This window comes from Exiguobacterium sp. SH3S1 (assembly GCF_004337105.1).
Classification (GTDB): Bacteria; Bacillota; Bacilli; order Exiguobacteriales; family Exiguobacteriaceae; genus Exiguobacterium; species Exiguobacterium aurantiacum_A.
Map to the genome: position 1 here is coordinate 207292 of NZ_SJUW01000004.1, position 21349 is coordinate 228640.

17 protein-coding genes are annotated in these 21349 nt (G+C 54.0%); 4 read left to right on the forward strand and 13 right to left on the reverse strand.

What is annotated here, in order from left to right; all coding sequences use genetic code 11:
• Positions 1–125 precede the first annotated feature (125 nt).
• The 3 genes from EVJ26_RS06685 to EVJ26_RS06695 are packed head-to-tail and all read left to right on the forward strand — an operon-like array spanning position 126 to position 3068.
• Complete coding sequence (locus EVJ26_RS06685) at positions 126–1679, forward strand: CotH kinase family protein (RefSeq protein WP_161567611.1); 1554 nt, start codon at positions 126–128, stop codon at positions 1677–1679.
• The gene (locus EVJ26_RS06690; protein WP_131470138.1) at positions 1676–2374 is read left to right on the forward strand and encodes a polyphosphate polymerase domain-containing protein; all 699 of its coding nucleotides are present in this window, start codon (positions 1676–1678) and stop codon (positions 2372–2374) included. Before EVJ26_RS06685 ends, EVJ26_RS06690 begins: the two co-directional genes overlap by 4 nt.
• A gap of 13 nt (positions 2375–2387) precedes the next feature.
• Positions 2388–3068: a DUF4956 domain-containing protein gene (locus EVJ26_RS06695; protein WP_021066325.1), complete on the forward strand. Its 681-nt coding sequence runs from the start codon at positions 2388–2390 to the stop codon at positions 3066–3068.
• Positions 3069–3638: 570 nt separating this feature from the next.
• Here the strand turns inward: EVJ26_RS06695 and EVJ26_RS06700 are convergent.
• Entirely contained in the window at positions 3639–4664 is a 1026-nt protein-coding gene (locus EVJ26_RS06700) for a GTPase (protein ID WP_131470139.1), read from the reverse strand.
• Positions 4665–5022: 358 nt separating this feature from the next.
• Here EVJ26_RS06700 and EVJ26_RS06705 point away from each other — a divergent pair, with 358 nt between their 5' ends.
• Complete coding sequence (locus EVJ26_RS06705; protein ID WP_131470140.1) at positions 5023–6348, forward strand: PDDEXK-like family protein; 1326 nt, start codon at positions 5023–5025, stop codon at positions 6346–6348.
• Between the two features lie 49 nt (positions 6349–6397).
• Here the strand turns inward: EVJ26_RS06705 and EVJ26_RS06710 are convergent, their stop codons facing one another.
• From EVJ26_RS06710 to EVJ26_RS06765, 12 genes are all read right to left on the reverse strand, one after another.
• Positions 6398–7360 (reverse strand): aldose epimerase family protein, encoded by a 963-nt coding sequence (locus tag EVJ26_RS06710; protein WP_131470141.1) that lies wholly within the window; start codon positions 7358–7360, stop codon positions 6398–6400.
• 22 nt (positions 7361–7382) lie between these two features.
• Entirely contained in the window at positions 7383–8897 is a 1515-nt protein-coding gene (locus EVJ26_RS06715) for a UDP-glucose--hexose-1-phosphate uridylyltransferase (protein ID WP_131470142.1), read from the reverse strand.
• Positions 8894–9901, reverse strand: coding sequence for a UDP-glucose 4-epimerase GalE (gene galE / locus EVJ26_RS06720; protein ID WP_131470143.1), 1008 nt, complete (start codon positions 9899–9901; stop codon positions 8894–8896). Before galE ends, EVJ26_RS06715 begins: the two co-directional genes overlap by 4 nt.
• A complete protein-coding gene (locus EVJ26_RS06725) occupies positions 9898–11082 on the reverse strand; it encodes a galactokinase (protein ID WP_131470144.1) in 1185 nt (394 codons plus the stop codon). Before EVJ26_RS06725 ends, galE begins: the two co-directional genes overlap by 4 nt.
• 22 nt (positions 11083–11104) lie before the next feature.
• Positions 11105–13171: an alpha-galactosidase gene (locus EVJ26_RS06730; protein ID WP_131470145.1), complete on the reverse strand. Its 2067-nt coding sequence runs from the start codon at positions 13169–13171 to the stop codon at positions 11105–11107.
• Entirely contained in the window at positions 13168–15156 is a 1989-nt protein-coding gene (locus EVJ26_RS06735) for a beta-galactosidase (protein ID WP_131470146.1), read from the reverse strand. The genes EVJ26_RS06730 and EVJ26_RS06735 overlap by 4 nt, the downstream gene beginning before the upstream one ends.
• Positions 15157–15174: 18 nt before the next feature.
• Complete coding sequence (locus tag EVJ26_RS06740; RefSeq protein WP_016507830.1) at positions 15175–15960, reverse strand: carbohydrate ABC transporter permease; 786 nt, start codon at positions 15958–15960, stop codon at positions 15175–15177.
• 12 nt (positions 15961–15972) lie between these two features.
• Positions 15973–16926, reverse strand: coding sequence for a carbohydrate ABC transporter permease (locus EVJ26_RS06745; protein WP_131470147.1), 954 nt, complete (start codon positions 16924–16926; stop codon positions 15973–15975).
• A gap of 67 nt (positions 16927–16993) precedes the next feature.
• Complete coding sequence (locus EVJ26_RS06750) at positions 16994–18295, reverse strand: ABC transporter substrate-binding protein (RefSeq protein ID WP_201738339.1); 1302 nt, start codon at positions 18293–18295, stop codon at positions 16994–16996.
• A 20-nt stretch (positions 18296–18315) separates the two neighbouring features.
• Positions 18316–18765: a hypothetical protein gene (locus EVJ26_RS06755; protein WP_070328426.1), complete on the reverse strand. Its 450-nt coding sequence runs from the start codon at positions 18763–18765 to the stop codon at positions 18316–18318.
• 167 nt (positions 18766–18932) lie between these two features.
• Positions 18933–20081 carry an ROK family transcriptional regulator gene (locus EVJ26_RS06760; RefSeq protein ID WP_131470149.1) on the reverse strand — a complete coding sequence of 383 codons (1149 nt, stop codon included), beginning with the start codon at positions 20079–20081 and terminating at the stop codon, positions 18933–18935.
• Positions 20082–20166: 85 nt separating this feature from the next.
• Positions 20167–21027: an NAD-dependent epimerase/dehydratase family protein gene (locus tag EVJ26_RS06765; protein ID WP_131470150.1), complete on the reverse strand. Its 861-nt coding sequence runs from the start codon at positions 21025–21027 to the stop codon at positions 20167–20169.
• Between the last annotated feature and the right edge of the window lie 322 nt (positions 21028–21349).

Below are 21349 nucleotides of genomic sequence, written 5' to 3' on the forward strand. Positions count from 1 at the left end.
TATTTTTTGTTTTGCTTGGACTTCAAGCCATTCTAAAGTCTCCTTCAACGTCGACATCAGCTTCATCGACTATCGCATCCCCCGAGACGAAATCGTCCGAGACGTCGTTTGCTGAAGACAAACGGGTGTATGCCAGCCATGATGGTAACCGGCTTGAACATGTGTACGTCACTGTGTTCGACCAAAAGACGGTACCGGAAAATGACATCACGCTGTATGATTTAAATGAATCTTATAAACAATACAGCAACCTCGAGAGCGGTCCGAAGCTGTTCGTCCATTTTGAGACAGGCGATGCTGAGGGGCCCGATTCGATCAACTTGTTCGATGATGCGACCGTAAATGCCACCATCGAGCTACGAGGTCGATCAAGCCGTTTAGAGCCACAAAAGTCGTATAAAATTCGACTCCAAGACAGCGCCGGACTTTGGTACGGTCAAAGTGTGCTGAATTTAAATAAGCACGCGGACGACCGAACGCGGGTTCGCAATCGCTTGGCATTCGCCTATTATGAACAACTCTTTGACATCTCGAGTTTACGTACTAATTTCGTTCAGTTGCATGTCCGTGATATGACGGATTCGAGCCAGGCTGACGAATTTGTCAGTTACGGTCTCTACACGCACGTGGAACAACTGAATGAAGAAGCGCTCTCTGCGCGCGGATTGAACCCAGATGGTCACTTATATAAGGCAGAGAACTTTGAGTTTCATCGCTATCCGGATGCATTAAAAACGAAAGACGACCCGACTTATGACAAAAACGCATTCGAGTTGGTTCTCAAAATTAACGGTTCAGATAATCATGAAGAATTGTTGACCATGCTCGATGACTTGAACGATCTATCCAAACCGTTCGACGAAGTGTTCGATACCTATTTTGATGAGGAAAATTACTTAACGTGGCTTGGAACGAACATTTTGTTTGGAAACTATGACACGATGTCGACGAACTATTATTTATACAGTCCCCTCAACTCAGAAAAATGGTATTTCATGCCATGGGACTTCGATAAAGCACTCGGTCGTGATACCGAACGGACGGACGTCATGCCAAGTTGGCAACAAGGTGTTCAACGCTACTGGGGAACCGTCCTTCATCGTCGTTATTTGAAAGACCCGGATCATGTCGAAGCACTGAAGAAAAAAATAGAGGAATTGACGCGCGTCATCAATGCGGACAACACGAAACGATTGATTGATGGGTTCTATCCGGTTGTCGCTCCACTTGTCACGAGTGAACCAGACCTTCGCTTCTTAAGCGTCGAAGCGAGTGATTACGCGACAAGTTATCGTTCACTCGAAAACATCACTTCGAAATATCAGAAAGATTTTATTCGCTCTCTCGAAAATCCAATGCCTATTTTCCTTAACTACGCTCGTGAAGGTAAGCAAGATGTCTTTCGGTGGGATGCTTCTTACGACATCCAAAACGATGAGTTACGTTATCACTTTGAATTGAGTAAATCTCCTGATTTTTCAACGCACGTCACCGAAAAGCAAAATATGACAACGTTCTCTCACTCGATTCCGATCCTTGACCCCGGTCGTTATTATTGGCGCGTCACGGTCACAGACGCGGAAGGAAATTCACAAATCCCATTTGACTATTACCGAGATAATGACCGGGTAATGCATTGGGGTGTCCAACAAATTGTAATACCAGGAGCAAAACCATGAAGCGATTTCGGCACGAACTCAAGTACTTTATTAATGAAAAAGACTATGCGACCCTTCGAGATAAAATCAATCTTGTCCTGACCCAAGACCAACACTCTGTCAGTCGGGACGGCTACTTGATTCGCAGTCTTTATTTCGACAACGTGTATGATCATGATTTGATTCAAAAGAATAGCGGTATCTTCCGACGTAAGAAGTTCCGGATTCGAACGTACAACTACTCAGAAGACGTTATTAAACTTGAAAAAAAGAGTCGGCAAGGCGAATATATTTTGAAATCCTCTGTCCCGATTACGCGTGAAGAATATGAACAGATTTTAGATTGGAACTATGATTTCTTGTTGAAAAAGCCAGAACCGCTGTATCAAGAGTTTTACTACTATTTGACGAGTTCTCAGATGCGTCCCCGTGTCATCGTCGACTACGTCCGCGAGGCGTACGTCGGGACACTCGGCAACGTCCGAGTCACATTTGACAAGGAACTTAGCTTTGTCACAAATAGTATCGATTTGTTCGAGAAACATCCCGTTTCAGAAGAAGTACTCGATTATCCGAAAACGATTTTGGAAGTGAAGTACGATGAATTTTTACCGGAGTATATACGTCAACTACTACAACTAGAGTCACACCAACGATCTGCTATTTCGAAGTATGTTCACTGTCGGATGGCAAGTATTCGTTATCATGGATTATGAAAGAGTGGAATCAATGGATACGACAATTAATTTTAATGATGTCATTAAAAACAGTTTTTTAAACGAGTTTACCTTCGGGAATTTATCCATCATCGATGTGATGCTAGGGCTGTTGACCGCTTTTATCGCCGGCGGTTTCATCTACTTCATCTACAAAATGACGTACCGAGGTGTCCTTTACAGCCCGAGTTTCAATGCTACTTTACTTGTCATGACGATGATTACCTGTCTCGTCATTATGACCATTTCGACGAACGTCGTCTTATCACTCGGCATGGTAGGCGCACTCAGTATCGTTCGTTTTCGGACAGCCATCAAAGATCCGTTCGATGTCGTCTTTATGTTTTGGGCGATTGCAGCTGGTATCTCAAGTGGTGCCGGACTCTACTTTTTGACGCTATTCGGGGCAGTCGTCGTCGGGGCAGTCATCTTCATGCTATCTCGTAAAAAGCACACCGATACGCTTTATCTCCTCGTGATCCATTACTATGAAGATGGGAACGATGAAGTACGACGTGAACTGCAACAACTCGATTACACGCTCAAGTCAAAAATTGTTCGGAAAGATGTGGTCGAATTGACGGCTGAATTACGGTTGAAAATCGACAATACTGCTTTCATGAATCGATTGAACGACATCGAGGAAGTACGTGACGTTTCACTAGTCCAATACAACGGAGACTATGCCGTATAGCCTGTCAAATGGACTCGCCCACACCATGGTGAGTCCATTTTTTATCCAAAAGAAGAAATCTGAACACTTGTAAATGTAAGCGTCGATATTTCGTTTTAGCGCGTTCTACACTTCAAGTATCAAATAACAATTGAATGGTTCCCTGCGAAGGAATGTTACCTTCAGTGGGCATAACCTGGCTTGAGTCAAATCCGCCTTACGTCTGTTATGGAAAGCGACAACCTCGAGCTGTTAAAATAATATGCGGTCGACTATATCGATTTCAGCTATTACGCGAGCCGTACGATGTGCACGGACCCGGAGATCAACAAAGCGATCTAAGGCAACATCTTTAGTTCGCTCGAGAGCCCGTTTATCGAGAAGTCAAAATGAGGCTCTCGACGTTCGAAGAAGAAAAGCTTCGATTGGTATAAGCAGGCCATCGTGACAAACGGGGAGGAAATAACGCAAATATAAAGAAGCAGCTTTGGCCGTGAGGCTAAGGCTGCTTCTTTTGTCCGGTGACCTCTAAATTAAAAAATTACAGACGTGTCTAAATGAAGAGTGTCCAGTCTAGACTTAACCCGATTATTATTTACTCTTTTCTTTATTCAAAAACATGTTGTACACAAACTTCAATTGCTCAGCTGTAAGTTCAATATTGTGCTCATGCATATATTTGACGGCATATCCCAATGCGATTGTCGCGGCACTTGCTACGCCAGCCCCAACTGCCCAACCAGCGCCAGGCACTAATTTGACCAATTGACGAAATGCTGTCTTTCCTGCATTTCCGACAATCGTCGCAATCAGTAACTCTTTCGCACTCTCTTTCGACACTGGTTTATCATATAGAAGAGACAGTTTGATGATTAGACCAACTTGAATGCCTGTTAGCGGGATAATATCAGATCCAGGGATTGGAGATGCTCCAATTGCGGCTGATGCAAGCCCTGCGCTGTTGATCCAACGATTCGCCGTTGTTGATTTGTCCTTTAGCTCACGAGCCATCAAAATATCTTTTTGCTTCTCCTCTAAAATTTTTAAGAGCTCTTTTTGTAGCATCTCGATATTCTCACCTGTTCGTGATGAGATTGGAGTGACCGGATAAACATAGTTTGTCGCCTGTTGGATGTATTGAACGAGTCCACCGATATCTTCAGCTGCATCAATCTTGTTCAGGACGATGATGATGTTTTTGTTCGTCTTCTCAATCTCTTTTAAGTTCTTCAACTCATTCTCGGATAACACGGTACCAGCCGCATTCGTGAAGAACAAAATAACGTCTGATTTCTTATAATAATCTAGCGTCACTTGCGAATTCTCTTTGTTGATATCATCGAGACCTGGGGTATCAACAAATACAATTTTATCCGTGTATTGAATTTCTTTAATCTCGACCGTCTCTCCAGGTTTTGCCCCAGTCGATACAATCTCACCATCCATCAACTTGTTAATGGTAGACGATTTTCCACAGTTTACATCCCCAACGAGCGCAATCAGAATATTGCTTTCAAGCTGGTCATTCGCTTGCTTGAATTGGTCATCATAGTTTTGATCAAACTCTTGTTCAAACACTTCTTCATCTACTTCATTAAAATTGAATGTTTTGTCCATTCTAGTCCCTCCGGATTCATAGTTTTCACGATAAATTCTCGCTTACCTCAAGACGCTCCATTGTTGATGTTACAAAATAGGAAGCTAAAATACTTCTTCTTTTATAATAAAAGGTAGATGATATTCCGCCCACTACTCCAAAATCGTTCGACACCTATTCGACAAAGTAGATAAAAAACTTTTTATTATCTTGTTATGCATCATCGATCGGAGCCAATCGCAATATCATCCGTCTCATAATATTACCTTTTAATCCTTTATCGCCCTGTAACTATTTCTAACCACGTCCAATATTTATTCATCTTCCTTAGTATTTTTGTAGTTTACTAATCTTATCAACTCTTCTTAGGAGGCTCTCATGCCATACTCACTCGACACCATCTTGCAATTAGAAAATTCCACCGATTTTAACCGGCTCCATCAACAGTTCCATCAATTTAATCCGCTCAAAGTACTTCGCGTCGATCAATACGAGATTCGTCATTCGAACGTCCTTGCTTGGTTATTTGACCCGAACGAAAATCATCGATTGGGAGGTTTCTTCTTGCGGAAAGTACTGATGAACTTGATCACGAAACCGGAAAATGAAGAGAAGATTGCAGGCATTGACTATCTACCGTTCCTTTACGCCCCGCTCTCAGATGTGACGGTGCACCGGGAATGGTGGACCGGGAACGGGGCCATCGACTTGTTGATTGATATCCCCTCGCTGAATTTGATACTTCTCATCGAAAACAAGTTCCATTCGAGTGAATCTGCCGGGCAGCTGAGTCATTACTTCGACCATGTCCATGAGACGTTTCCGACTCGAAACATTTTGCCGGTCTATTTGACACTTTCGAGCGATGCCCCTTCACACGACGACTATTGGTTCCTCGACTATGATGATGTCCGCTTGATGATCACGCAAGAGCTCGAGCTGAACCGGACGACAATTGCCGACAACATTTATGACTTTTTGTCTTACTACATCGCGCTGCTTGAAGAGAGACTCGTCGATGATGAAGATACGATGAATATAGCGCTTCAGCTATATCAAGACTATGCGTCCGCGATTCACTTGCTTTACGCGAATGCCAATCCGGCGAAGCAAAAACAAATCGAACTTCGGCCAGCAGTCCGAACACTCGAGACACTTGATGCAGAGACGAAACGCCATTTACTTCTTATCTACAATCGAAAGCGCCAAACGATTGACTACATCTTCAAGACTGGTGGCAATATTGTCCACCAAGCCTTCCTTGAATTCGTAAAAGAGCAAGGAGTTACCACTTACTCGGCGCATACTCGTGTTCCTAATTTTGTCTTGGACGACTGGTTGCCAAATTTAGAACGGATGGATTGCTTAAATCGCTATTGGCTCAACTATGGATTGATTATTTGGTTCGAACGAAAAGGCAGCAAGCGTCTCAAACTCTATGTCGAAGTCGGCCCCATCGATTTCGCGGAACGTCTCCCGCTCCTTGAGACGCTCGAAGCGAAGAACATCTCGTTTTGGAAGTCCGGAAAACAAGAAGGGAAAAAGTTCACCCGTATCTACACGGAGGCGACTGACGTTTCCGATTGGACGAACGCAACTGTCGTAAAAGACGCCATGACGTCGCTCGTCGATGCTCCTGCGTTTCATTCATTTAGTGCGACGGTGACCGACGTGTTGAATGAGCTATATACTGTAAAAGCGTAACGCAAAAGACCATCGTCCTTGTCTACGACAGGTCCAATGGTCTTCCATTTTATTCAACACTAAACTTATACACCGTCCTCGAATGATACAACTCACCCGGTTTCAGTTCGATCGATGTGGCGATGTCTGGATAGTGCGGCGCGTCTGGAAGCGCCTGGGCTTCTAAACAGATGGCGCTATGCTTCTGCCGTCCCTCGAGCGTGACCGGTGTCTCTTCACTGAGGAAGTTGGCCGTATAGACGACCATGACCGGTTGGTTCGTCTCGACGTCAAGCACGCGTCCGCTCATCGGGTCGTGCAACCGCGCCACCCCATCCTTCAAGATGAACGGATGATCGAGCCCGCCCGCTTTCGCGATGGCTTCATCGTCTGACGTGATCGCCTCGCCGACTCGTTTCCCGTCGCGGAAGTCGAACGGTGTCGCATCGACAGGCTGCAGTTCCCCGGTCGGGAGCGACTCATCATCGAGCCGGGCGACGTGGTCGGCCGGCAGCGTCAGCACATGATCGTGGATCGTCGGCCGGCCGCCGAGGTTGAAATAGTTGTGATGGTTCAAGTTGACCCACGTCAGTTTATCCGTATCAGCCGTCATCGTGACGACGAGTTCATTGTCGTCCGTCAGTTCATAGATGACTTTGAAGCGGACGTTCCCCGGGTAGCCTTCTTCCCCGTCCGGACTTAAGTATATGAATTGAATCGCCTGTCCGTCGACGTCCATGTCCCAATATCGCGACGTGATACCGTCCGTTCCGCCGTGGATATGATGCGGGTCCTCGCTTGGGGTCAAGGCCACGCCATCAATCTCGGCGTTACGGATTCTTCCGGCGATGCGGCCGACGACCGAGCCCAAATAGACCGGGTTCTCGAGGTATTGATCCAAGTCGCCATATTTCAAAATGACAGAGTCCATGTTGCCGTCACGGTCCGGTGCCGTCAGTTCGGTCATGGCACAACCATACTCGATCGCCGACAGCCGCATGCCGTTCTTGTTTTCAATCGTTGCTTCTCTCACTGGCTCACCTACTTCGACTAGTTTACCTGTTCATTCCCGAAGACGACGCGCCGTACTCCACTTTATCGACGTGACTCAAAAATGAGCCCATGAACGCCGTGAAGCGCTCCTGCCCCTCGACCGTCTGTTTGAACACACCCGCGTCCTCTAATCCTTTAACGAACTTGTCGACGACGGCCTGGTCGACGATCATCCGAGCGTCACCTGACTTCGTCTTCAACTCCTCGGCCCACGCCTTGTGCATGTCCGCGACCTCGACGTCCTCGCCTTCGATGAAACGGACGACTTGTTCGAGCTCGGTCTTGAGTCGGGCCGGCAACACGGCGAGCCCCATCACTTCGATCAAGCCGATGTTCTCGCGCTTGATGTGATGGACGTCGGCGTGCGGATGGAAGATGCCGTCCGGATGCGCCTCGCTCGTCCGGTTGTTGCGAAGGACGAGGTCGAGCTCGTAGCGGCCATCGCGGCGCCGGGCGATCGGCGTCACCGTATTGTGGCGGACGTCGCCCGTATACGGCACGATGTCACCGTCCTCGTAGTTTTGCCAGTGGCCGAGCAGTTGGTTCGCCAACATAGCGAGCTGCTCACGCTGCGTCGAACGGAGCCGGACGACCGAGAGCGGCCATTCGAGCGTCTCGATGTCGACTTGGTCGTAACGGTCCGAGCGATACGTCGCGACGACGTCGGCATCGTCCATCGCAAACCGGTAGCGGCCGGCTTGGTAATGGTCGTGCGTCAAGATCGAGCCGCCGACGATCGGCAGGTCCGCGTTCGACCCGGCGAAGTAATGCGGGAACTGACCGACGAAGTCGAGCAGACGCTCGAACGCCGACCGGTCGATGACCATGTCGCGCACTTCGTTCGACAGTAAAATCGAGTGTTCGTTGTAATACAAGTACGGCGAGTATTGGAACGACCACTCTTCCCCGCCGAGCGTGAGCGGGATGATGCGGTGGTTGGCCCGGGCCGGATGTTTCAAGTGTCCGCCGTAACCTTCGTTCTCGATCGCGAGCAACCCCGTCGGATAGTTCGTCTCTGGCGCCGGTTGCAGTCGGGCCCGCGCGATCTCGCGCGGGTCTTTCTCCGGCTTCGACAAGTTGATCGTGATGTCGAGCGTGCCGTAGCGGGTCGGTGCCTTGTACGTGATGTTGTTTGCGATCCGTTTCGTCTGAATATAGTTCGACGCCTGACTCATCTTATAGAAGAAACTCGTCGCGGCCTCGACGTCAACTGCCCGGAGCGCGTTGAACGTGCGCGTCACCTCGGACGGTTTCGAGACGAACACGTCCATGACCTCGGCCATGAACCGATCCTTCTCCTCTAATAAATTCTCGACGAGCCCAGCCTCGACCGCGTATTCGGTCAACGTCTCGAGCAAGTTCGGGATCGAGTCGCGCGGCACGAACGTCGGCTTGTCAAAGTCGAGCTTGTTCAATCGTGCGAGCACACGGTTCCGCGAGTAGATGCGGTCTTGCCCCGTGATCAGTTCCTCGCGGATCGCCGCCTCGACGAGCGCTTCAATCGTTGCATCGATCATCGTCTCGCCCCCTCTACGTGTTTGTAGCCTTCAGGATGTGACTCGTGCCAGTTCCAGGCGTCTGTGAGAATCATATCGACCGTCGAGCGCTCTGGTGTCCAACCGAGAACGCGTTTCGCCTTGTCCGGTGACGCGATCAGCATCGCCGGATCGCCGGCACGGCGCACACCAGTTTTGACCGGGATGGCGTGTCCCGTCACACGGTGGGCCGCCTCGATGATCTCGAGCACCGACAGTCCCGTCTCCGTACCGAGATTGAACACGTCGCTGTCTCCGCCTCGTTTCAAGTAGTCGAGCGCGCGCACGTGGGCGTCGACGAGGTCTTGGACGTGGATGTAGTCGCGGATGCATGTGCCGTCAGGCGTTGGATAATCGTCGCCGAACACGGTGATCGCCTCACGCTGCCCGTTCGCCACTTCGAGGACGAGTGGGATGAGGTGTGTCTCCGGTGTGTGGTCTTCGCCGATTTCACCCGACGGATCGGCCCCGGCGACGTTGAAGTAGCGGAGCGCGACGAAACGGATGCCGAAGGCGCGGTCACACCACTTCATCATCGTCTCCATGGCGAGCTTCGTCGCCCCGTACGTGTTCGTCGGGTTCGTTTCAGCCGTCTCCCGGATCGGCATCTCGTCCTGATCGCCGTATGTCGCGGCCGTCGAGGAGAAGACGATCCGTGCGACGCCGTGTTTGCGCATCGTCTCGAGCAACACTTGTGTCCCGAAGACGTTGTTATCGTAATACGCGAGCGGCTCCTCCATCGACTCGCCGACGAGCGAGTTGGCGGCGAAATGAAGCACTTCCGTGACGTCTTCGTTCGCGAACGTCTCGTCCATGAACACACGGTCACGGATGTCGCCGTCATAGAAGCGGACTTGTTTCGGGACCGACTCGATATGCCCGGTCTGAAGGTTGTCGATCACGATCACGTCTTCCCCGCGCGCGAGCAAGGCGCGGACTGCATGGGAGCCGATATAACCGGCCCCGCCGACGACGAGTACACTCATTTGACTTCCTCCTCTACGAGTTCACGCGCGCCGTCCCCGACGGACGCGATATAAAATGTCGGCGCGTAGCCGATCGTTGTTTCGTATACGGTCGACACGGTCTGGATGACGGCTTCTGTCGACGTCTTGTCGACGATGGCGATGGCGCAGCCACCGAAACCGGCACCGGTCATGCGGGCGCCGATGACGCCGTCGCAATCTTGTGCTGCCTGGACGAGCGTGTCGAGCTCGATACCGGTCACTTCGTAATCGTCACGAAGCGACGCGTGCGAGTCGTTCAGCAGTTGCCCGAACACGTCGAGCTTTTCGTCTTGAAGGGCGGTGAAGGCGAGCTTCGTCCGCTCGTTTTCCGAGATGGCGTGGCGGGCCCGTTTCCGGAGCGTCTCCGGGAGTTCTGATGCAACCGTCTCGAACGTCTCGACCGACAGCTGCCCGAGCGAGGCGACGTCGAACCGCTCTTGGAGCAGGCCGAGTGCCGTGTCGCATTCGGTCCGGCGCTCGTTGTATTTCGAGTCGGCCAGTTCGCGGCGCTTGTTCGTGTTCATGATCAAAATGTCGTAACCGTCGAGCTTGATCGGCGCATAGTCGTGATGGAGCGTGTCGCAATCGAGCAGGATGGCGTGGTCGGCCTTGCCCATCCCGATCGCGAACTGGTCCATGATGCCTGAGTTGACGCCGATGAAGTCGTTCTCGACACGTTGACCGAGATGGACGAGGTCGAGCCGCTCGAGCCCGAGGCCGTACACGTCATTGATCATGAGCGCCGTCACGAGTTCGAGCGAGGCCGACGACGACAGTCCGGCGCCGTTCGGGATGTTGCCGGCGAGGAAGAAGTCGAATCCTCCGACGTCGTGTCCGTCTTGTCGCAGGAGCGCGACGACCCCTTTGACGTAGTTGGCCCAGTCGTGACCGGCGTCATACGTCCCGTCCGTCACCGGGAACGTGACGACGCCGACGTCCTCGAAGTTGAGCGAGTAGACGCGAATGATTCCGTCCTCGCGCTTCCGGACGATCCCGTACGTGCCGAACGTGATGGCACAGGGGAAGACGTGACCTCCGTTGTAATCCGTGTGTTCGCCGATCAAGTTGATGCGGCCCGGCGCGAAGAAGGTCCGCTCAGGCCCCGCCAAAAACACGGTCTCGAACTGTTCGTTCAGGTGTGCTAAATCAAATGCAAGCATACGACTCCATCCCTTCCATCGCTCACGCCGGGTGGATGACCAGGCAGTAAGCGTCATAATCGATTTGTTGTGTCAGTGTGATCCCTTGTTGCATCAAGTAGCGGCCGCTCAAACGTCTTCCTTCATATAAATAGACGCGGTCCGGGTCGAGCCCGGCGAGTTTGAGGCGCAACTTGTTGTTGCTGTAATGACGGCGGTCTGCGTTGACGAGGGCGACGTAGTCCTCCCCGTCCGTATAGCCCATCGCGTGGAATCCTTCTTTCTTGAGTGAACCGAGACGATAGCTCGTCCCGTGCTGCACGAGCGGGCGGATCGACTTGTACGTCTCGATCCAACGCTTCGACGCGGCTAGGTCTTCCGTGCTCCATTCGAGCAAGTTGCCGCCGATGCCGAGCGTGCCCTGCATCGCGCTGACGAAGCGATAGTTGAGCGGGAGTGCGCGGGCGTTCAGCCAGTTCGGCGCATCCGTCACCCAGCAGCTCATCATCTTGGCGTTATAGGCGTAGGAGAACCCTTCCTGGATCTCGAGCCGGTCGAGCGCGTCGGTGTTGTCGCTCGTCCAGACCTGTTCGACGCGCGAGAGCACGCCGAGGTCGATCCGGCCGCCGCCGCCGGCACAAGACTCGAAGGCGACGTCCGGGTGTCTGTCCCGGAGCGTGTCGAGAATGCGGTAGACCGCTTCCGTGTGACGGAGCCACAACTCTTTCGCATCACCTAAATGCGGGCTGTCCGGTTCAGAGAAGGCGCGGTTCATGTCCCATTTGATGTAGCGGATCGCATGGTTCTCGAGCAGATCGTCCAACAGATGCGTCACGTGCGCCTCGACTTCCGGCAGCGCCAAGTTCAACACGAACTGGTTACGCGACGTCGTCGACGGGCGTCCATTCGTGTGGTAGATCCAGTCGGGATGCGACCGGTAGAGATCTGAATCCGGGTTGACCATCTCCGGCTCGACCCAGAGGCCGAACTGGAGGCCTTTGTCCTCGACGTAGCGGATGAGCGGCTCTAGCCCGTTCGGGAACTTCGTCTTGTTGACGTGCCAATCGCCGAGACCGGCGGCGTCCGAGTTCCGTTCGCCGAACCAGCCATCGTCGACGACGAACAGCTCGCAACCGATCGCAGCGGCCTCATCGACGAGCCGTTTCTGCCCGTCCTCGCTGACGTCGAAATACGTCGCCTCCCATGAATTGTAGAGCACGGGACGCAGCGTCTCGCGCGTCCGTTCCGGCATGATGACGTCGCGCTCGAAATCGTGCGCGTTCCGGCTCATCGCCCCGAAACCAAGTTGTGTGTAGCCGATATAGGCCGCTGGCGTCGTGAACACGTCACCTGAAGCCAGCCGTTTCGCGAAGTCGAACGTGTTGAGCCCGCCCGTCACTTGCGTGAAGCCGAACTGGTCGCGCTCGAAATGGATGGCCCAGTTGCCGGAATGGCCGAGGAAGCCGTAGATGACCTCACCGTGCTGTTCCGTCGCCGCATCGTCGAGCGCGAACCACGGATTGCTTTGATGGCTCGTCAAACCACGGCGGCTCTCGATCGTCTTCTTACCTGGGAGTAACTCGCCTTGTTGGAGTTGGAACTCGCCCGTCCACGCCCCTGAAAAATGACTGAGGCGCAGATTGCGCTCGGTCAACCCGAGGCTGAACGACTGCGCACTCTCGAGCGTGACGTCCGTCCCGGCTTGAACCGTCATCTTCCGTTCAATGATGTCGTACGCCGGATACACGGTGAAGTGGAGCGTGACCGTCAACTGTTGGATCGAGTCGACCAAGTCGAGCTCGAGCGTGTCGTGACCGATCCGTGCGTCTTGGAACGTGAAGGCGTGCAGCCGTTCAGTCGCCGTATGGCTTTTGAGCGTCGGCTCGGTGTAGACGAGGTCGCCGAACGAGACGAACTCGTACGCGGCGACGCCTTCTGGTGTCTCGAACGACGAGTGCAATACCCGACGATCTGGTAGCTCGGTGTAATCCGTTTCATGGAGTCGATCGCCGAGGTATTGATGGACGAGCCGGCCCCGGTCGTCGACGTCGAACACGTAGGCAATCTGCTTCCCTTCGATGACAAACCGGTTGTCGAAGCGATAGATCATGCCCCCACCTCCCGTTTCAACATAATGACGTCGAGCGGTTTGAGCTCGAGTGTCCCCGAGACCGCGTCCCCGTCGAGCGTTTGCCACTCGTCACCGATCTCGACCGTCGACGTGACGTCCGTCGAATGGTTCATATAGAAGCGGATGACGTGACCGTCGCCGTGACGATCGACTTTCTCGACGTCGTCCGGAAGACGCGTTGCGTCGATGCCGGCGCGCGTGAGCGCCTCGTTGTAGATCACATCAAGCATCGTATCGTCGACCGATGAGCCGATGTACGTCACGTCGCCTTTATACGTGTGACGCGTGACGGCGGCCGTCCCTTTGTAGAACGCCTGCTCATACGTCGCGAGCACGTCGGCACCTTTTGGCGTGATCAAGTCACACCAAATGTTCGCCTCAGACACGTAGTCGCCTAGGCGAACCTGGTTCGACTGGACGGCCTGCAGGCTCTCATACTCGTCGATCTCGATGCCGGCGTATGTCGCGAACTTGCCCGGGAGCGTGTCTGCGTGACAGCGGTTGATCGGGTCTTTGACGCCGGTCCGGTACGTGAAGATAACGTGGCCGCCGTTCTCGATGTAGTCGATGAGCGATTTGTCGAACGTGTCATTGCCGAGGAAATAAAGCGGCACGACGACGAGTTTATACGTGTCGAGCGCGTCACCCGGGAAGACGATGTCGGTGTTGACGCCTTGGCGCACGGCCGCGCCGTAGAAGCGAACGAACTCTTGCTTGAAGTTGAACGCATCCGAATGAGGCTGGTGCGTCCACGCCCATAAGTTCTCTTGGTCGTAATAGACGGCGACGTCGGCCTTATATTCGGCCGCGTTGATCATGTCACCGTGCGTCGAAAGTTCACGCATGACACCTTGTACTTCATCGAACTTGCGTTTCGGCTTGCCGTCGTGGTCGATGATGCCGTGGCAGAACTCCTCGGTACCGAAGTGCGCGGCCCGGAAGCGGAAGTAGACGATCGCCTCGGCGCCACGGGCGACGGCTTGATGTGTCCAGAGACGGATGTGGCCCGGTCGTGGCAAGTAGCCGATCCGGCTCCAGCCTTGGGCGCCACTCAACTGCTCCATCACCCAGAAGCCTTTGCCTTGTTTCGACGAGCGGCACAGATCGTGATCGTGCGCCGTCTTCTCGAACCGGTTCGGCTCCGGTAGCCCGCCCCAGACCGGATAGTTGTCGAACGAGACGTAGTCGAGGTCTTGGGCCATCTGTTGCTGGTTGATCGCCATGTCGCTATAGACGAGGTTGTGCGTGATGAACGCGTCGTCGTGGATGAGCGGACGGAGCGTGTCGACTTGGAGCTTGTTGAACGAACGGTACGCGTCCGAGCAGAAGCGGTCGAAGTCGACGAGGAGCGACGGGTTGTGCTCTTGGAACACGGTGCGAGGGACCGGAATCTGGCTCCATGCCGAGTATGTATGGCTCCAGAAGACGGTCCCCCAGGCCGCATTCAACGCGTCGAGCGTCTCGTAGCGGTCTTGTAGCCATGCTTGGAACGCGACTTGGTCGACGTCGCCGTACGAGCGGTCCGATTTCTCGTGGCCGTACTCGTTGTCGGTCTGCCAGCCGATGACGCGCGGATGCTTGCCGTAGCGCTCGGCCATCTTGCGGGTGATGCGCTCGCAGTACTCGCGGTACACCGGGCTGTTGACCGTGTAGTGGCGTCTCGCCCCGAAACTGATCTTGACCCCGTCGGCCGTCACCGGCAAGATGTCCGGATAATTCTCGATCAGCCAGGCGGGCGGTGTCGCCGTCGGCGTGCCGAGGATGATGTCGAAGTCTTGGCCGAACTTGGCGACGACCTCGTCCCAAAACGCGAAGTCGAACTCGCCGTCGGCCGGCTCCATCATCGTCCACGCGAACTCGGCCATCCGGATCACGTTGACACCTAACTCTTTCATCAAGCGGACGTCCGTGTCCCACAGGGCACGGTCCGTCTGTTCTGGGTAATAGTCTACTCCTACATACATGTTAGTCACCTCAATCGATTATTTGACCGCTCCCGAAGTCATTCCTTTTTGTAAGAAGCGTTGGAAGAAGATATAGAACACCATCGTCGGCAAGCTGATCAAGACGAGCGAGGCGTATAGTTTACCCGGGTCCCCGCCGAGCGCTTCCGTGAAGAACGTCGGCGCGAGCGTCACTGTCTGCTTGGCCGGGTCCGTCATGAACGTGAGCACCATCAAGTACTCGTTCCACGAGTTGAGGAACGCGTAGATCGTCGCTGTCGCGAGCGCCGGTTTGGCGAGCGGCATCATGATCTTATAGAAGATTTGGAACGTCGACGCCCCGTCGATATGGGCCGCTTCCATCAACTCGTTCGGCAGCTCGTCGAAGTAGCTCTTGATGAGCATGAGTCCGAACGGGAGGAAGAACGCCACCTCAGCGCCGATCAAGCCCCAATAACTGTTCAGCCCGTCGAGCGTCCGCAACGTGAAGAAGAGCGGGACGATGAGCGAGGCGACCGGCAACATGAGCCCGGCCAAGACGAGGTTGAACAACAAGCGTTTCCCAGCGAACTCGAGCTTCGAGAAGCCGAACGCCGCGAAGGCGAGAAACGAGATCGAGATGATGATCATGAAGAAGGCGACGATGAAGCTGTTGAAGACGAACTGGGGAAAGTTCGGGTTCTGTAACGTTGCGATATAGTTACTGAAGCCGTTGACCCGTAAACTCTCTTTGAACATGACGAAGATCGGGAACAACCATATGACCGCCATAAGTGACAGGCCGACATTGGTGAGCCATCTTCCTTTTTTCGTTTGAATTTCCATGGGTACCCCTCCTCAGTCCATTTTCTTCTGCACACGCGTCTGGAAGTACGTGATGCCGAGCGCGATGATCAACAAGATGACGGCGACGGCACTGGCGTAGCCGACCTCTTGGTGCAGCATCGACTTGCGGAACAAGTACGTCGAGATGACCTCGGTCGAGTTACCCGGTCCGCCTTGCGTCGAAATCCAGACGATGTCGAACGTCTTCAGTCCACCGATGACCCCGAGGATCGTCAGCGTGAACGTCGTCCCTTTCAAGTTTGGGAACACGACGCTCCACAGCGTGCGCCAGAAGCCGGCGCCGTCGATGTTGGCCGCCTCGAACACTTCCCGTTCGATCGCGAGCATCGCCATGTAGTACATGATCATCGACGAGCCCGTCCATTGGAAGATGTTGATCAAGATGATCGAGTAGAGCGCGACGTCTTGGTCACCGAGCCAGTTCTGCTCGAACGCGCCTAAGCCAATCATGCGTAAGAATTCGTTGATGTAGCCGAACTGGAAGTCGAAGATCTGCGAGAACGCGGCGCCGAGGACGACCGGGCTCAGGACGACCGGGAAGAAGAACACCGATTTGAAGAACGTCCGGCCGACTCCTTTCGTGTGGAGCAAGTACGCCAAGACGAGCCCGAACCCGGCTTGGATCGTCACGGTCAGGACGGTGAAGATGCCCGTGTTCTTGAGCGCGTTATAAAATTCAGGGTCGCTGAACATGCGGCCGAAGTTCTCGAGCCCGATGTACGTCTTCTCGAACGAGATGCCGTCCCATGAGAACACCGAGTGATACGCGTTATAGAAGATACCGTAATAGATGAAGGCGATGACGAACAGGACGGTCGGGGCGACGAACGCCCAGCCGATCAAGTTCTTTTTCAGCTGCGCTTTCTTCTTCACCGGGTCCGGCCGTTTCGGCGGCACCGCGGACAGCTTTGGTTCCTGTTCCGTTAAGTCGGTTGCGTGTTGCATAGTGTTCCCTCACTTTCCGCTAAAAAAATCGAGCACCAGTCAGGCTGGCCACTGGCGCTCGTGTCGATTATTTACCTTGGTCGGCGATCGCTTGGATGCGTGCGAGTGCTTCTTTCGCATCTTGTCCGCCCGCGATGTTCTGGAGTTCTTTGCCGAGCGTGTCGTACACTTTCGGGTCACGGATGCCGCGGCCCGCGACGGCGTTCTTCACCGTCTCGTTCAAGATCTCGTACGATTCGCGCTCGACGTCAGACGTGAACTTGTCCTCGTACGCGACTTCGATGTCCTTGACGGCTGGCGCCATCTCGAACTTCTCCATGTAGAGCGCTTGGCCTTCGCCTTGCGTCATGTAGGCGATGAAAGCGGCTGCGCCGTCTTGCTGCTCTGACTCTTTGTTGACGCCGAGCGCCATGTCGATCGAGGCGATGACCGGTTGCTCGGTGCCACCCGCGAGGTTCGGGAGCGGGACGAAGCCGATCTCGTCTTCGAAGTTGTTCCACTTGTCACGCTTCTCGACCGTCGTCATCGAGTGGGCTTCCCATGAGCCGATGACCCACATCGCCGCCTTCTTGTCGAAGAAGTTGTTCATGCCGTCCATGTATGTCGCGAGGCCGAGCGCACCTTCTTGGAACACTTTGTCTTCGAACAGTTGCTGCCAAAGTTCGGCCGTCTCGACCATCTCTTTGTCCGTCCATTTCGCTTCGCCTGCAAGTACTTTTTGGATGTAGCCTGGTGCGACCTGATGGCTCAAGACGTTGAACACGTCCGTGCCGACCCAGGCGTCTTTCGCGCCGAGCTGCATCGGGATGACCGCGTCGCCCGAGGCGTTGATCGTCTCGATCGCTTTGACCGTCTCGTCATACGTCTTCGGTGGCGTCACGCCGTATTTGTCGAGCATCGTCTTGTTGTACATGAGATAGGCCTGACCTGTGAAGCCGACCGGCACCGCCATCTGTTCGCCGTCGACCGTCGTCTGTTCGACGCCGAGCTCGATCAACTTTTCTTTCCAGCCCGCGCCGGCCGCTTTGTCCATGTAGTCTTTCGCCGGGACGAGACGGTCCTTGTATTGCGGGATCATCGGTTCCTTGAGGCCGATGACGTCCGGGCCGTCGCCGCCGAGCATGGCGACTTGGAGCTGTTGCTCATAGTCCTCGAGACGCTTGAACTTGACGACGTAGTCGTCTTGCGACTCGTTGAACGATTTGGCGAGTGCCTCGCCGACTTCCGGTTGCGGCGCCCAGCCCCACCAGTTGATGACCGGCTTGCCGTCTTCCGTCGTCGCGGCCGCCTCTTCTTTCCCGCCGCAAGCTGCGAGCAATGATGACAAGACGAGTACCGATGATGCGAGTGCGATTGTCGATTTTTTCATGTCCAATTCTCCTTTGAATGTTATGCGACCAACTTGAGGCAAAGCTCCCGAATCAAGTGGTCTGGCATCGGTTGATCCCCGAGCCGGGTGAGCGTGTACGCGATCAGTTCCAAATCAAACTGCCAATGGTCGTCTATGTACGAGCCGACGACGTACAGGTCCGCCCCGAACGGCAGCGCGTCCTGTTGCTTCAAGCGCCAGAGCAGCATCTCGAACAGTTCGTCGAAGCTGTTCGCCCGCTCGGCCTGGTTCAAGTCCGAGACGCGGAACAGGCGGATGTCGCGTGCCTCCTCGTCATATAGCCGGAAGATGCCGTCCCGCCGTGAGCGGGTGACGACGACGCCGTCCGCTTTTGTGAACGCTTCCAATTCATCGAACGTCGAACCGTCCCTTGTGAATAGTCGCGTCGCCCCGTAGCGACCGAATATATCGTGAAACTTGTCTTTCAGCAATGGTGTCTCTATGTCCATGTCTACCCCTCCACTTTCCCGTTTGAGAGTGTCACCCCTTACTTAGTAAATTAAATTTATTATCTAACTACAAACAGACTATACCATATGGTTTTTAGATTTGTAAACGGTTTCATTTAAATTATTTTTCGACACAAAAAAATCGCCCTCGTGTGAGAGCGATTGAGTCATTGGATTTCGCCGAACAGCTGGTTCGTGATGAGTGCGGCCGCACCGAGCGCGCCGTGGTTGGCGTTCCATGGGACGACGCGGATGTCGGTCTGGCGCGCGTCCATCGTCAACGCCGTCTGGGCGACGCGTTCCTGGATGTTCGTGACGACGTGTGGCGCGTAGTTGAACAGCGGCCCCCCGAGCAAGATCCGGCTCGGGTTCAATAGATGAATCATATTGAGCGTCGCGATGCCGACGTATTCCCCGGCCCGCTCGTAAAGCTTTTTGACGTCCGGGTTCGTCCCGACCGCGTCGCGCATGCCGTCGAGCGTCAAGTCATAGAGCTCTCGCGCCTCGTTCAAGATGGCCCGTTCGCCGGCGACGGCTTCTAGGCAGCCGCGGTTGCCGCACGAGCAGATCGGCCCGTCGAGCATGATGCGCATATGGCCGATCTCACCGGCGATATGGTGTTCGCCGTCGATCAGCTCGCCGCCGTGGACGTAGGCGCCACCGATACCATAGCCGGCGTAGACGTAGAAGAACTCGTCGATGCCGATCGCCTCGCCGAAGTAGAGCTCCCCGAGCGCGAGCGTCCGGACATCGTTCTCGACGAAGACGTGCTGTTTCAGGCGCGCCTCGAGCTCCCGCTTCAGCGGGATGTCGTGCAAGTGGAAGCGCGGCGCGAACAAGACCATCCCCGCTCCGGCCTCGACCATCCCGTGGACGGACACCCCAAGTCCGATCACGTCCCCTGAAGTCTTACCGGTAAGTTGTATGTATAGCGTCACGATGGCGTTGATGAACTCCTCGTTCGTATCGAACCGCTCGTCGTGCCATGCCTCGTCAAGCAGCTCCCCATGGATGTTCGTCACGACGCCGTGCAATTTTCGTTGCGTCGCATCGATGCCGATGACGAAGCGGTCGCTCGCCGCGAGCTCGAGCATGATCGGGCGCCGTCCCCCGCTCGAGACGCCGAGCTCACGCTCGTTGACCAGCCCTTCTTCCTTTAATTCATTGACGATGTTCGAGATCGTCGGCTTCGTCAAATTCGTCGCCTTGGCGAGCTCGACCCGGGACACCGGCTGATGGAGCCGGATGAGCCGGAGGATGAGCGAGCGGTTATACGTCCGCATCCATTTCGAGTTCCGTGGTGTCGTCTTCCCCATAACTAGTCCACCCATTTCTGTGCTTTTTTCTTAGTATAGCATGTCGGAGAAACCGGTCATGGGTTGACTGAAAAAATCCGGCAAATCATTTCCTTTCGGTGGCGACGATGCTGTCAAAGAAATCGCGCACGTGATAGTCCTGCGGATACGCCGACAGTTCTTTCGCATACGCAAAATCCCCGAACAGCTTGTTCATCGTGACGTTTCGGTCGACGAGTTTTCCGATGACGCCGTTGAATAGACCTAAGCGCCGGACGCGGTTGCCGTGGACGGCCCCGATCATCGAGACGAGGTCGGACGTGCACACGTAGTCCGCGTTCTGGGGATGGAACGTACCGCTGTCTCCGTTCAAGACGATGAGCGCTAACAACTCGGACAAGTTGTCGATATGGATCATGCTGCGTTTATTCTGATAGCTCGGGAAGAACGGGACTTTTTGAGCAAGGCCCGCCAGTTTCACGTAATTGCCTTTCGAGCCCTTCCCGTAAATCATCGGCGACCGGACGTTCGCGACCACGAACGTTTCGTCTGCCAACTCTGCAAGCTTGTTCTCGGCTTGGAGCTTGCTGTCGCCGTAAAAGTTGGTCGGGTTTGGCACCGTGTCGCGCGTGATCAATTTCGCGTTCGTCGCGTCCCCGTAGACGATCATGCTGCTGAGGAAGATGAACTGCTTGACGCCAGACTGTTTCGCTTTGGCTGCGACTTCCGCTGTCAGCTCCGTGTTCACCTTGTAGTAGAGGTCTTCCATACTTTTATCCGTCGACACATGGGCGATCCCGGCCACGTGCAAGATTGCATCGTAGCCTTCAAACGAACGTTGTCTCCATGCACCATCACGCATCCCGACCGTATCGACGTGAATCTGCTCCTTGTAGTGCTCCTCGATCCAACGCTTGCATGAATCGCCGACAAAACTCGTTTCCCCGGTAATCAACACTCGCTTCACGGTATCGCCTCCTATGTATGGTTTAATCGCCCTTTCCACTTTCTCTACAATTCTTCCCGTATTTGTCGATAGGCACACATAAAAAAGAACGCTCATTTACGGAGCGTCCAACTTCTAAATTGCTTGATCAAACGAAGCCAACTTACGGTTAATTCGGATGGCATCCCTCATCGAATCCCCTATTTTTGACCAAGCTGTGTAGTGCAAAATAGGAGTGCAGAAGTGTGCAACGGAAACGTACACAACTCTGCACTCCTATTTTAGAAAAGAAAAAGGACTTGCCAGCAACCACAATCTCACCCTAACGTTTAAGTTGCGACAC

Coding starts and splice junctions, on each gene's coding strand:
- EVJ26_RS06755 (WP_070328426.1), bottom strand. CDS start 18,765: ATGGACATAGAGACACCATTGCTGAAAGACAAGTTTCACGATATATTC.
- EVJ26_RS06700 (WP_131470139.1), bottom strand. CDS start 4,664: ATGGACAAAACATTCAATTTTAATGAAGTAGATGAAGAAGTGTTTGAA.
- EVJ26_RS06715 (WP_131470142.1), bottom strand. CDS start 8,897: ATGATCGATGCAACGATTGAAGCGCTCGTCGAGGCGGCGATCCGCGAG.
- EVJ26_RS06735 (WP_131470146.1), bottom strand. CDS start 15,156: ATGTATGTAGGAGTAGACTATTACCCAGAACAGACGGACCGTGCCCTG.
- EVJ26_RS06725 (WP_131470144.1), bottom strand. CDS start 11,082: ATGCTTGCATTTGATTTAGCACACCTGAACGAACAGTTCGAGACCGTG.
- EVJ26_RS06695 (WP_021066325.1), top strand. CDS start 2,388: ATGGATACGACAATTAATTTTAATGATGTCATTAAAAACAGTTTTTTA.
- EVJ26_RS06730 (WP_131470145.1), bottom strand. CDS start 13,171: ATGATCTATCGCTTCGACAACCGGTTTGTCATCGAAGGGAAGCAGATT.
- EVJ26_RS06690 (WP_131470138.1), top strand. CDS start 1,676: ATGAAGCGATTTCGGCACGAACTCAAGTACTTTATTAATGAAAAAGAC.
- EVJ26_RS06705 (WP_131470140.1), top strand. CDS start 5,023: ATGCCATACTCACTCGACACCATCTTGCAATTAGAAAATTCCACCGAT.
- EVJ26_RS06760 (WP_131470149.1), bottom strand. CDS start 20,081: ATGGGGAAGACGACACCACGGAACTCGAAATGGATGCGGACGTATAAC.
- galE (WP_131470143.1), bottom strand. CDS start 9,901: ATGAGTGTACTCGTCGTCGGCGGGGCCGGTTATATCGGCTCCCATGCA.
- EVJ26_RS06740 (WP_016507830.1), bottom strand. CDS start 15,960: ATGGAAATTCAAACGAAAAAAGGAAGATGGCTCACCAATGTCGGCCTG.
- EVJ26_RS06745 (WP_131470147.1), bottom strand. CDS start 16,926: ATGCAACACGCAACCGACTTAACGGAACAGGAACCAAAGCTGTCCGCG.
- EVJ26_RS06750 (WP_201738339.1), bottom strand. CDS start 18,295: ATGAAAAAATCGACAATCGCACTCGCATCATCGGTACTCGTCTTGTCA.